Raw genomic sequence first — 13125 nt, forward strand, 5'->3', positions numbered from 1 at the left:
TTTTCGGAGCCGTGGTGTGCGGATCAGCTGTGCAACAGGAAGTGTTCCAGTACGCGGGTGCCGAATTCGAGAGCGTCCACCGGAACACGTTCGTCCACGCCGTGGAACAGGGCGCTGAAGTCCAGTTCCGGCGGCAGCCGCAGCGGTGCGAAACCGAAACAGCGAATTCCCAAGCGGGCGAAGGCTTTCGCGTCCGTGCCCCCGGAAAGCATGTAGGGCACCGTGCGGCCCTGCGGGTCGTGCGCCAGGATCGCGTCGTTCATGGCGTCGACCAGGTGTCCGTCGAAGGTGGTCTCGTAGGAGTCGAGCTTGGTGATCCACTCGCGTTCGACATCGGGGCCGATCAGCTCGTCCACCTCGCGTTCGAAGGCGGCTTGGCGGCCCGGCACCACCCGGCAGTCCACCACCGCCTCCGCGGTCTGCGGAATGACGTTGGCCTTGTAACCGGCCTGCAGCATGGTGGGATTGGCGGTGTCGCGCAGGGTGGCGCCGATGATGCGGGAGATGGTGCCGAGCTTGGCGAGCTGCCCCTCGATGTCCGGGCTCTCCGGGTCGAAGGGAATGCCGGTCTCCTCCGACACCGCGGCGAGGAACTCGGCCACCGAATCCGAAAGCACCAGCGGGAAGGTGTGTTTGCCGAGCCGGGCCACCGCCTCGGCCAGGATGGTGACCGCGTTGTCCTCGTGCAGGAACGAGCCGTGCCCGGCGCGGGCCTTGGCGCGCAAGCGCATCCAGCCCAGCCCCTTCTCGGCGGTCTCCACCAGGTAGAGCCTGCGCTCACCGCCGTCGCGGCGCGGCACCGTCAGCGAGAAACCGCCGACCTCCCCCACCGCCTCGGTGACACCGTCGAACAGGTCGGGACGGTTGTCCACCAACCACTGCGAGCCCCACTTGCCGCCGTTCTCCTCGTCGGCAAGGAACGCGAAGACGATGTCACGCGGCGGCACCGTGCCTTCGACCTTGAACTGGCGCGCCACCGCCAGCATCATCCCGACCATGTCCTTCATGTCGATGGCGCCGCGGCCCCAGACGTAGCCGTCGCGCACCGCGCCGGAGAACGGGTGCACGCTCCAGTCCGACGCCTCGGCGGGCACCACGTCCAGATGCCCGTGCATCAGCAGCGCGCCGCGACTGGAATCGGCACCTTTCAGTCGCGCGAAGACGTTGCCGCGGCACGGCGCACCGGATTCCACGTATTCGGTGGTGTATCCGACCTGGTGCAGTTGATCGGCCACCCACTGGGCGCATTCGCGCTCACCCTTCGTGGTGGCCAGATCGCCCGTGTTCGAGGTGTCGAACCTGATCAGTCGACTGACCAACTCGACGACCTCGTCCACCGCGCGAGATCTGCTGTTCGGACCGGAGCCTTCGCCGTTAACGGACACGTCCCCTTTCCTACCACTCGTCGCCGGTGCGGCGCTCCGCCACCGCGCCGCGAGTCCGTGCGCGACGCGGCGTGGCGTGCGCGATCCCGGCGCCGTGTGTTAGCGATCAGCGTGCGGCAAACCCGTGCCCGCCGGGCCGAAACCCCCTGTCGCGGCGGGCGGAACCGTGGCGGGCGGCCGACAGGAACGGACGGATCCGACCCACTACACTGCCGGAGACCTGGTCGACAGACTGTCGAGGTCGTTCGGGGGGCGCGCTCGGAGTTCCGCCGAAATACAGACCCGCGCTCGCCGAGCGTCGACGACAAGTGAGGAATTGATGACGTACCCCCCGCCCCAACCCGGCTTCGACCCGTACAAGCAGTCCGACCCGTACGCGCAGCAGCAGCCGCAACCGGCGAGCGACCCCTACGCGCAGCAGCCCGGATACCCCGCCGCGCCGGGGTATCCGGCGGCGCCGGGTTACCCTGCCGCGCCCGGTTACCCCGCGGCGCCGGGTTATCCGGCCGCGGGTGGCTACCCGCCCGCCCCGGGCTACCCGGCCGCTCCCGGTTACGGCCCCGGCTACAACCCGGGAACGCCGCCGGAGAACAACATGGTGTGGGCGATCCTGGCGACGGTGTTCTGCTGTCTTCCGTTCGGCATCGTCGCGATCATGAAGGCGGCCAACGTCAACAGCCTGTGGGCGCAGGGGCAGGCCGCCGAGGCCTACCGTGCCGCGGAGGACGCCAAGAAGTGGACGATGATCTCGGCGGTGTGCGGCGTGATCGTGTTCGTGATCGCCCTCGTCGCCAACATCGCGCTCATCGGAGCCTCCGGGGTGTGAGCACGCCCGTCTCGGTCTCGCACCGGCTGGCCGCGCCCGTCGCGGTCGCCGGTGCGGGCGCACTGGTCTGCGCCGCCGTGCTGTGGGCCGATCCCACCACACCGGGCGGCGTCATCCCGGTCTGCCCGTCCAAGGCGCTGTTCGGCATCAACTGTCCCGGCTGCGGCAGTTCCCGCATGCTGTATTCGCTGCTGCACGGCGATCTGCCCGCGGCGCTGCACTACAACGCTCTCGGCCTGCTCGCGTTGCTCGCCCTGGTCGGCACGTTCGTCTTCTGGACGCGCGATCGTGTCCGCGGCCGTGACTCGGTGCGCTGGTATCAGTACCGCACCGCCCCGCACATCACGCTCGCCGTGGTTCTCGGCTGGCTGGTGCTGCGCAATATCCCGTTCGCGCCCTTCACCGGTCTGCGCGTCTGAGCTCAGGCGCGCGGTGTCGCTGTCATCGGAACCGGTCCGTCCGGCCCGCCGGTGAACGACAGCGCCCGCCGAATCGGTTCCTGGGTCGCCAGGTCCAGATCCATCCGCTGCGCCAGAACCGCCAGCGACAGCACCATTTCCATCATCGCGAAGTTCTGCGCGATGCAGATGCGCTTGCCCGCGCTGAAGGCCAGCGATCCGTGCCTGCGTTCGGTGGTCAGGTTCTCCGGCAGGTGCCGCGCGGGGTCGAAGCGCTCGGGATCCGCCCAGACCGACGCGTTGTGGTGCACACCGTGCAGGCTGATCACGACCGTCGTCCCCGGCTCGATCCGGTAACCGGCCAGCACGTCCGGTCCCTTCGCCACCCGGGTCAGCCCGATGATCGGCGGATACAGTCGCATCGACTCGGCGAGAAGGGCTTTCGTCCACACCAGCTTGTCCACATCGGCGGCGTCGGGAGTGCGTTCGCCGAGAACGGCGCGCAGCTCCTCGCGCATTCTGTCGCGTGCCTCGGGATGTTCGGCGAGCAGTTTCCATGTCCAGGTCAGTGCGGTCGCCGAGGTCTCCATTCCGGCGCCGATGAAAGTCATCAATTCGTCGTGGATCTCGGTGTCGCTGTAGGCGTGGCCGGTCTCCGGGTCGCGCGCTTCCATCAGCAATCCGAGCAGGTTGTCCTTGCGCGCGATGCGGCCGCTGCGGTGATCGGCGACGAGGGCGTCCACCGCCCGCTCGATGCGGCGCAGCTCGAGCATGATGTGCGGGGCGGTCGACCAGGTCAGATAGCGCATGGCGCGAATGGGGATGCGGGAACCGGCGCGTCGCTCCTCGGGTGTCGTGCAGCGGACGACGAACGTCGACAGCGCGCGCAACGGCCTGCTGATGTTGGTGGCGAAGCCGACGCCGAAGAACTTCAGCAGGTTCGTCAGCCGGATCTGGGAGATAGGCCCGGACAGCTCGGTGCCGAACATGGTGCGCGCGACGATGTCCAGGGTCAGCCGGTTCATCTCGGTGCCGATGTCGACCGAGCCGTCCGCGGCGCAGGCCCGCAGGATGCGGTCCGCGGCGTCGGCGGCCGCCTCGGTGATCGGCCCGGCGAACTGTTCGATGTTGCCGCGCGCGAAGATGGGCTGCACGAGGCGGCGGTTGCGCTGGTAGCGCCGGTCGTCCATGTCGGTGACGAGGCCCTGACCGAAAGTCACCGCCATCATGTCGTATTCCGCGCTCTTGCAATAGTTTTCCTGATTCGATACCAGGATGCGCCGGGCCAGTTCGGGGTTGCGCACCACGACGTAGCGCAGCATCGGCATGCGCGCGACGAGCACGTCGTCGGCGCCGGGCAACTCGACGGTCAGGTAGTGCACCAGCGTCCGGTCGCGCCAGCGTGGGATCAGCGCGGCGGCGTAGCGCCAGGACTGCGCCCAACCGACCTCGGTGCGATGCCAGCGCATGGGCGCGGGCTGCCAGCGCGGCGGGTGCAGGGTGGTGTCGCCCCGGTCGTCGGCGGGTTTCCCGGTTGCCGATGTCGTCATGCGGCAGTCCTCGTCGTGTGTGAATGCGTCTGCGCCGGAGGGCGTTCGGCCCGTGCGGGCTCGCTCGAAGAGTAGACGACGCGTCCGGCGCGCGACGGGTCCTCGCGGCCCGTCGAAAGTACCGGCTTGCGGGAACTTTTTTCCTCGATTACCGGCGGGTAGCTTTCCGCTGCGCGCCGCGGATGATTGGTGTACGTTGCTGTTTGTAAATAGAAATTCCTGCTCGGGCAGGGGTTTTCACATAACACGTCACGAAAGTTCCTGGTGCCTCAGACGTTCGACGACGTAGTGGTGCGAACCGCTACGAAACAGGATGTGCCCGAGCTGATCTCGGTGCTGGATCGAGCCTTTGACGCCGACGATCCGTTCGGCGAGTACATGTTTCCCGACCCCGCGCAGCGCCGCCGCAACCAGCCTCGGCTGACCAGGGCGATGATTCGCCACCAATACCTGCCCACCGGCGGGGCCTTGGTCGCGACCAGTGCCGGACGCATCGTCGGAGGCGGACTGTGGCAGACCCCGGACTACCGCTTCGGGCCGCTGCGCTACCTCGCCTCGATCCCGGAGTTCGTGTGGGCCATGGGTTCCGGCGGCCCACGCGCCTTGGCGATGGACGCCACGATCACCAACCTGGCCAAGGGCCTGCCGCACTTCTTCGGCGTGACCCTCGGCGTCGATCCCGCGCACCAGCGCGGCGGGGTCGGCCGGGCGGTCCTCGCCTACGCGCTCGCGGAGGTCGAACGGGTGGGCGCGCCGATGTTCGGGGTCTGCAAGGACGGCAACGTCGCCTACTACCAGGCGCTGGGGGCGCTGCGCGTGGGCCGGGTGCGGATCGGACGCACCGGTCCCCTCGTCAACGTGATGATGTGGCTGCCGAGCAGCCTTGCCGAGTGAAGGAGCACCTTTCGTGAGCGACATCGCGATCGTCGGCATCGGCTGCCGCTACGCCGGTGGCATCGACTCGCCGGACACGTTCTGGGATTTCGTGGTGAACAAGCGCGACGCGGTCACCGAGATCCCGGCCGACCGCTGGGACTACCGCCGCTACTACGACCCCGACCGCCGCGCGCCCGGCCGGATGTACACCAAACGCGCCGCGTTCCTGACCACCGATCCGTGGGCGTTCGACCCCGACTTCTTCGGCATCTCCCCGCGCGAGGCCACCGCGATGGACCCGCAGCAGCGGCTGGTGCTCGAGGTCGCGTGGGAAGCGCTCGACGACGCGGGCATCGCGGGCCGCACCGGCGAGGCGCCGGTCGGCGTCTACCTCGGCGCGTTCACCCTCGACCAGCTCGCTGTGGGCTTCACCGGCGAGGCGGTCCCGCACATCGACATGCACTCCTCGGCGGGCGCGTCCTACACGATGCTGTCCAATCGAATCTCCTACGCGCTCGACCTCGGTGGGCCCAGCGTCACAGTCGACACCGCGTGCTCCTCGTCGCTGGTCGCGCTGCACCTGGCCTGCCAGGCCCTGCGCGACGGCGACTGCCGCACCGCACTGGCGGGCGGGGTGAACCTGATGCTGCAACCGGGCACCTTCATCTCCATGTGCAAGGGCGGTTTCCTCGCCGAGGACGGACGAAGCAAGTCCTTCGGAGCCACCGCCGACGGGTACGGGCGCGGTGAGGGCGCGGGCATGGTCGTGCTCAAGCCCCTGGCCGATGCCGAAGCCGACGGCGACCGCGTCTACGCGGTGCTCGCGGCGACCGGCTCCAACCAGGACGGCCGCACCACCGCCATCACCGTTCCCAACGCCGAAGCCCAGGAGGCGCTGGCGAAAACGGTGTGCGCGCGGGCGGGCATCGCACCGCACGAGGTGACCTACGTCGAGGCGCACGGCACCGGAACGCCGGTCGGCGACCCGCTGGAACTGCGCGCGATCGGGCGGGCTTACGGAGCCGTCGCGGGACGCACCGCGCCGTTGGGTGTGGGGTCGGTGAAGGCGACACTCGGACACACCGAAGCCGCCGCGGGCGTCGCGAGCGTGATCAAGGCGGCGCTGGCCATCTCCCGGCGCACGCTGCCGCCGCAGGGCTGGCTCGACGACGAACTCAATCCGGACCTCGCGCTCGACGAACTGCGGTTGACGATTCAGACCGAGGCGCGGCCGGTCGAGCCGGAGGAGTGGATGACGGTGGCGGTCAACGGATTCGGCTACGGCGGTACCAATGCGCACGCCATCCTGCGCGAGTACCGGCCCGCACACGGTCCCGGCGCAGCACCGGCGGCTTCCAGCGCAGCGCCGGTGCCGGTCGACCCGGTGCCCACGTCGGTCGACCGGGCGCTCGCCTTGGTCGGCCATGCTCCGGCGGCGTTCGATGCGGCAGCCGCAGCGGGTGACGTAGCAGCCGCGGCGGCCGACGTGGCATCCGCGCCGGGCGACCTGTCCGCAGCATCCGCCCACCGCCACCGCGGCGTGCTGCCCATCTCGGCGCGCAACGAACAGGCCGTGCGCGAGCTCGCGGCCGGCTACGCCGACCTGCTCACCGCGGGCGCCGATCTCGATCACCTGGCCGCTGCGGCCTGGACCAGGCGACACCACCACACGTTCCGCGTCGGCGTGCCGTTCGTCGACTCCACCGAGCTGATCGCGGACCTACGCGGCTTCGCCGCGGGCGAGGGTCGCGCGCCGGTGCGCACCGTCGGAAACCCCTCCGCCGGGCCGGTATTCGTGTTCACCGGCATGGGACCGCAGTGGTGGGGCATGGCGCGCGACCTGCTCACCGCCGACCCGGTCTTCGCCGCGGCGGCCCAGCGCGTCGACACGGCGTTCGCCGCGCTGGCCGGTTGGTCCCTCCGCGCGGAACTGACCCGCCCCGAAGGCGAGTCCCGGGTGACCGCTACCGAGATCGCTCAACCCGCCAACTTCCTCGTCCAGGTCGCGCTCTTCGAAACCCTTGCGGCGCGGGGCATCCGGCCGTCGGCGGTGGTGGGGCACAGTGTCGGCGAGGTGTCGGCCGCCTACGTCACCGGCATGCTCTCGCTGACCGACGCGGTCGCGGTGGCCTATCACCGCGCTCGTCTCCAGGCCACGACCGCGGGCACCGGCGGCATGCTCGCGGTCGGCCTGCCCGCCGAGGAGGCGGCCGACCTGCTCGGCGCGGGCGTCGACATCGCCGCGATCAACAGCCCCACCGCCGTCACTCTCTCCGGCGCGGTCGACCGGCTCGACGAGCTCGCCGAATCCCTCACCGCGCACGGTATTTTCGCCAAGCGGCTCCAGGTCGAGGTGCCGTACCACAGCGCGCTGATGGATCCGATCCTCGGCTCGCTGCGCGCCGCCCTCGCCACCCTCACCCCGCGGCCCCCGTCGATCCCGATCTACTCCACCGTGACCGGCGACCGGGTGACCGACGCGGACTGGGACGCCGACTACTGGTGTGCGAACGTCCGCCGGCCGGTGCGCTTCGCCGCGGCGATCCGCGGCCTGATCACCGCGGGCGAACGCGTGTTCCTCGAAGTGGGGCCGCATCCCGTGCTGGCCGCCAACCTGCGCGAGTTGCTGCTGCACGCGGGCGAGAGGGGCGCCACCGTCGCGACGCTGCGGCGCAAGCAGGCCGACGCGGTCAGCATGCGCGAGACGATCGCGGGGCTCTACGCCGCGGGCGCCCTCGACATCCCCGCGTTGGTCGGCGCCACACCGGTCGCGCACCTGCCGCTCCCCCGCTACCCGTGGCAGCGCAAGCGGCTGCGCTCCGACCTGCCGGAATCGTCGCAGCAGCGGTACGGCACCCCCGGCTTGTACACCATGCTCGGCGACCCCGGCTTGGACGAAGAGCGGCACTGGACCATCCAGATCGCCGCCGAGGTGCTGCCCTGGATCGACGACCACGTCGTCGACGGCTCCCGAATCCTGCCAGGGGCGGCGTATTTGGACGCGGCGTTGAGTGCGGCCGCCGTCGAGTACGGCGCGACGATCAAGCACGGCATCGCCGCGGTGGAGCAGGTGCGGTTCATCGCGCCGCTGCTCGTCGAAAGCGGCGACGTTCCGGTGATGCAGTTGCGCGTCGAGGAGTCGACCCGCCGCTTCACCATCCGCTCCCGGACCGCGGTCGGTACGACGTGGACCGTGCACGCCACCGGCCGCCTGGTCGAGGGCGCGTTCGAACCGGGCAAGGTGGCGGTCCCCGACACCACCGCCATGACGCCCGTCGCGCCCGAGACCCTCTACGACGACCTGACCGCGACCGGCGTCGCCCACGGCCCGGCCTTCCGGTTGGTCAGGGAGGCGTGGGTGGACGGCGACACCGTCGTCGCGACGCTGGACGCGAGTATCGCCGCGGGCGCCGGGCATCTGGCGCACCCGTGCGTGCTGGACGCGGCCTGGCAGGTGGTCTCCCTCGGCGACGCGGGCGGGCCCGAACTTGCGGGGGCGGTCATCCCCGTCGGCGCGGCCGCCGTGCGGATGTTCGCGCCGCTGCCGTCGCGCGCGGTGGTCGTCGCCCGGCTGACCGAACCGCTGCGCGCCGAAATCGCGGTGCTGGACTCCGAGCACAACCTGGTGCTGCAGATCGCCGGCGCGAAGTTCCAGGCGGTGCCGTTCGGCGGCGGGCTGCTGCGCAGGCTCGAAGACCTCTACTACGAGGAACGCTGGACCCTGCGCGACCCGCTCGACCGCGCCGCGCTGCCGCGCGCCGCCACCGCGTACACCCTCGTCGTCCCGATGTCCGGCGCCGCCCACGCCCGCGTCGAACAGATCGCGCGCTCCACCGATCGATCTGAAATCATCGAAGCAGCAGCGGATTTCGAGCAAACGCTGGCCGAGCGGATCGGTGCCGCACACGCCACCGAGGGCGTCGACCGTGTGCACGTCTGCGTGGTGGCCGGAACGGGCGCGGACCCGGTCGCCGACCTGTGGTTGCTGAGCAGGCTGGCGCTGGTCGTCGAAGAAGTCGCCGACGCCATGCATCCCGAGCCGCTGCCGTTGACCGGAGACGGCTCCCTGCACGTGACCCTCGTGACCGAACGCGCCTTCGCGCACCCCGAGGACCCGGCCGTGCCCGACCCGGCCCACGCCGCGCTCGCCGGCGCGCGCCGGGTGTTGCTCAACGAGCAGCCGCCGCTGCGTTGGCGGCTGGTCGACATCGAGCCGGAGACCTCCGAAGCCGAGTTGCTCGCCGAACTGTCCGTGCCGGGCGCGTTCAGCGCCGACGGAACCGATGAAGTATTCCTGCGCAATGGATTACGGTGGTGCACCGTCGTGACGCGCGCGCTGCCCGACCGGCTCGCCGCCCTCGACGAGCCGGAGCCGTTGACCGATCCGGAAGCCAATTTCGTGCTCGACATCCCGCGTTCGCGCGTGCTGTCCCAGCTCGGCTGGCGCCGCGCCGCGCGCCGTATGCCCGGCCCCGGCGAGGTCGAGGTGCGGATGGCCGCCATCGGACTCGGCTTCAAGGACCCGCTCAAGATTCTCGGCGTCCTCGGCGCGGACGAGTTGGGCGACACCCACTTCGGTGTCGCGCCGGGCATGGAGGGCGCGGGCACCGTCGTGCGAGTCGGCCCCGACGTGACCCGGTTGCGCGTCGGCGACCGCGTCGGGCTGGCCTCGGCGGGCATGATCGAACGCTTCCACGTCGCCAGTACCGAGGTGGTGGGGCCCGCGGCCGAGAGCATCCGCCCGGAACTGTGCACCTCGACGGTCTCCTTCGTCACCGCCGAGTACTCGCTGCTCGACCTGGCGCGGCTGCGCGCCGGGGAAACGGTGCTGGTGCACGGGGCGGCGGGCGGCGTCGGGGCCTGCGCGATCCAGGTCGCCAAGCGCCACGGCGCGCGGGTGATCGGCACCGCGAGCACCGACGAGCGGCGCGCCTACGCGCTGGAACAGGGCGCGGACGAGGTGTTGAACTCGCGGTCGCTGAACTTCGTCGACGACGTCCTCGCCCTCACCGACGGCCGCGGCGCCGACATCGTCATCAGCACCGCGCCGGGCGAGATCGTGCACCAGAACTTCAAGGCCGTCGCCGAATTCGGGCGCATCGTCGAGGTCGGCAAGGCCGACATCTACACCGGCGGCGTGCTGGACCTGCGCAACTTCGACAAGAACGTCGCGTACTTCTCCTTCGACCTCGACCGCATGCTGAAACTGCGCCGCGCCGAGGTGGTGGCCAGGGTGCAGGCGGTGAACGAGAGACTCGCCGACGGCACCTACCGTCCGCTGCCGTATCACAGTTTCGGTGTCGACGCGGTCGGCGCCGCGTTCGAGGAGGCCCTGCGCTCGACCCGCCTCGGGCGCATCGCCCTCGACCTCACCGGCGAAACACCGCCGGTGCGACCACGATCCGCCGACGTGCCCATCGATGCGGACGGCCGGTATCTGATCACCGGCGGCTTCGGCGCTTTCGGCCTGGCCACCGGCCGCTGGCTGGTCCGCCGCGGTGCGCGGCGCCTGGTGCTGATCGGCCGCGGCGGCGCGGGCACCGACGCCGCCCGCGCGCACCTGGACACCTGGCGCGCCGAAGGGGTGGAAGTGCTCGTCGAGCGCGCCGACGTCACCGACGCCGATGCCATGCGTGCGGTCGTGGCGCGGGTCCACACCGAAGCGCATCCACTGCGCGGTGTCTTCCACGCGGCGGGCGTTCTCGACGACCAGCGCATCTCGACGATGGACCGGGCCAGCCTGACCGCCGTCTTCCGTCCGAAACTCGACGGGGCGGTGGCGTTGCACGCCGCGCTGACCGCCGCGCAGGTGCGCCCCGACCTGATCGTGCTGTACTCCTCCGGCAGCGCCATCATGGGCGGAATCGGCCAATACTCCTACACCGCGGCCAATCTCGCGCTCCAATCGTTCGCCGATCGGCTGGCGCGCCGCGGCGAGCGGGTGCTGTGCATCGGCTGGGGCGCGATGTCCGGGGGCGGCATGGTCGACGCCGACGAGAACGTGCAGCGCTACCTGCGGATCGCGGGCTTCGATGCGATCGATATGGACGACGGCACCGAATACCTCGGCGAGGCATTGCGTCTCGGCGTCCGGCAGGCCGCGATCATCCCGGTCGACTGGAGCAAGGTGGTGCTGGCCGCGCCGCAGCTCGCCTACACCGCGCGCGTCGCCGATCTGACCGCCGCGGCCTCGGAGGACAATTCGGCCGCGGCGCGGCTGCGCGGCGAGATCGTCGCGCTGGACGAGGCGCAGCGCGCGGCCGTCGTCGGTTACGTACTCGCCGAACAGCTCGCCGAGGTGATGGGTGTGGCGCCGGATTCCATCGACCTGTCGGTGCCGCTGCCCGAACTCGGCCTGGATTCGCTGATGGCGGTCGAGTTCGGCGCGCTCGTCGGCAAGACCCTCGGTGTGGAGATGAACAGCATGCAGCTGGGTCGTTCGTTCAGCCTGGCGCAGGCCGGCGCCAGGATCGCCCAGATCATCGTGGGAACCACAGGGGCGCGGGCGGTTCCGGCATGACCGACGAGCGCGACATCGCGCGGCGGCTGCTGGCCGGTGCGCGCGGGCGCGACACCGCCGCGCCGCCGGACCGGCCCAAGGCCGCGCAGACCACTCCGCGCACCAGCGTGCGGCGCGGGCCGGGACGTCAGTTCGCCGACCATCCGGCCGTGGTGGCGGCGCTGGAGAAGCAGGCGGCGATCCAGCGGCTGATCGATGCCACCGGCCTGCCGCATCCGCTGTTCCTGTCGCCGGAAGGACACAACGGCGCGGTGATCCGTTCCGGCGGAAACGCATTGGTGAACTACAGCTCCTACAACTATCTGGAGCTGGCCGGGCACCCGCGCGTCATCCGCGCCGCCAACGAGGCCGCCGAACGCTACGGCACCTCCGCCTCGGCCACCCGCATCGTCACCGGCGAGATCCCGCTCTACGGCGTGCTCGAACGCCGCCTCGCCGACATCTACCGCGCGGGCGCGGCGCTGGTGACCTCGAGCGGGTTCCTCACCAACGCGGCCGTGATCGGATTCCTGCTCGGCGAAGGCGATGTCGCGGTGTGCGATTCGCTCGCGCACGCCAGCCTGGTCGCGGGTACCCAGTGGGCGGGTTGTCGACGGGTCACGTTCCGGCACAATGATCCCGAGTCGCTGGCCGCGCTGCTGCGGTCCTGTCGCCACCAGTTCGATCGGGCGCTGGTGATCATCGAGGGCCACTACAGCATGGATGGTGACCTCGGCCGGATCGCCGAGATCGCCGCGGTGGCACGGGCATTCGATTGCGCGGTGCTCGTCGACGAGGCGCACGCCATCGGCGTGCTCGGCGCCACCGGACTCGGCAGCGGGGAACACTTCGATCTGCCCGGCGACCTGGTCGACATCTGGGCGGGCAGCCTGTCGAAAGCGCTCGGCAGCATCGGCGGGTTCATCGCGGGCGACGCCGACCTGGTGCGGGCGATCAAGTACGCCGCGCCCGGCATGGCGCTCTACACCGCGGGACCGTCCCCGGCCAATGTCGCCGCCGTCCTGGCCGGGCTCGACGTCCTCGCCGACGAACCCGACCGGCTGGCCCGCCTGTGGTCGAACGCGCGCCTGTTCACCGACGCGCTGCGCGCGCGAGGCATGGACCTCGCCGACTCCGAATCGACGCCTATCGTGCCGGTCATCGTGCCCGGTGAGATCCGCGCCGGATACGCCGCGGCGGCGCTGCTGCAGCGCGGCTACAACGCCGGCGCCATCCTGTCCCCCGTCGTGCCCGCGGGCACCGAACGACTGCGCTTCTTCCTGACCAGCGAACACACCGAACGCCAACTGCTCGACACCGTCGAGGAACTCGGCGAAATCCTCGACATCGTCCACCACATACCCGACCTCACCATCGGAGCGCCGGAAACCCCCGACCAACTCGGCCCCTTGCCCATGCCTGGGCGCTGAAAGCACGGCTCGGCCGGGCGACCGACCATGGGTTCCCGTCGGCATTCGACTGGCGCGGTTGCGCGTCGTGATCGTCGCGCGGCCGCACCGGCGTATCGGCGAGGTCGCCGCGCGCCGCGTTAGCCGACGAGTCCACGTGATCAGGACCGGGCGGCGGATGC

7 protein-coding genes are annotated in these 13125 nt (G+C 70.6%); 5 read left to right on the forward strand and 2 right to left on the reverse strand.

Annotated features, from left to right (window positions below):
- Positions 1-23: 23 nt before the first annotated feature.
- Positions 24-1385, reverse strand: a complete 1362-nt coding sequence (locus FB390_RS22315) for a M20/M25/M40 family metallo-hydrolase (RefSeq protein ID WP_281292400.1) — start codon at positions 1383-1385, stop codon at positions 24-26.
- 319 nt (positions 1386-1704) lie between these two features.
- Between FB390_RS22315 and FB390_RS22320 the strand changes: the two genes are divergently transcribed.
- Together FB390_RS22320 and FB390_RS22325 are read left to right on the forward strand one after the other, a co-directional pair.
- Positions 1705-2211 (forward strand): CD225/dispanin family protein, encoded by a 507-nt coding sequence (locus FB390_RS22320; protein ID WP_141810689.1) that lies wholly within the window; start codon positions 1705-1707, stop codon positions 2209-2211.
- The gene (locus tag FB390_RS22325; protein ID WP_141810690.1) at positions 2208-2630 is read left to right on the forward strand and encodes a DUF2752 domain-containing protein; all 423 of its coding nucleotides are present in this window, start codon (positions 2208-2210) and stop codon (positions 2628-2630) included. Before FB390_RS22320 ends, FB390_RS22325 begins: the two co-directional genes overlap by 4 nt.
- A 2-nt stretch (positions 2631-2632) precedes the next feature.
- Here FB390_RS22325 and FB390_RS22330 read toward each other — a convergent pair whose 3' ends face one another.
- A complete protein-coding gene (locus FB390_RS22330) occupies positions 2633-4159 on the reverse strand; it encodes a cytochrome P450 (protein WP_141810691.1) in 1527 nt (508 codons plus the stop codon).
- A gap of 264 nt (positions 4160-4423) precedes the next feature.
- Between FB390_RS22330 and FB390_RS22335 the strand changes: the two genes are divergently transcribed.
- From FB390_RS22335 to FB390_RS22345, 3 genes are read left to right on the forward strand one after another with little or no spacing between them, the layout of a single operon-like run.
- Positions 4424-5053, forward strand: coding sequence for a GNAT family N-acetyltransferase (locus FB390_RS22335; RefSeq protein WP_185757135.1), 630 nt, complete (start codon positions 4424-4426; stop codon positions 5051-5053).
- 13 nt (positions 5054-5066) lie between these two features.
- A complete protein-coding gene (locus tag FB390_RS22340; protein WP_141810693.1) occupies positions 5067-11555 on the forward strand; it encodes a type I polyketide synthase in 6489 nt (2162 codons plus the stop codon).
- On the forward strand, positions 11552-12964 hold the full coding sequence (locus FB390_RS22345) for an aminotransferase class I/II-fold pyridoxal phosphate-dependent enzyme (RefSeq protein ID WP_141810694.1): 1413 nt from the start codon (positions 11552-11554) through the stop codon (positions 12962-12964). Before FB390_RS22340 ends, FB390_RS22345 begins: the two co-directional genes overlap by 4 nt.
- Positions 12965-13125 lie beyond the last annotated feature (161 nt).

The sequence above is a fragment of the Nocardia bhagyanarayanae genome (assembly GCF_006716565.1).
GTDB classification, from domain to species: domain Bacteria; phylum Actinomycetota; class Actinomycetes; order Mycobacteriales; family Mycobacteriaceae; genus Nocardia; species Nocardia bhagyanarayanae.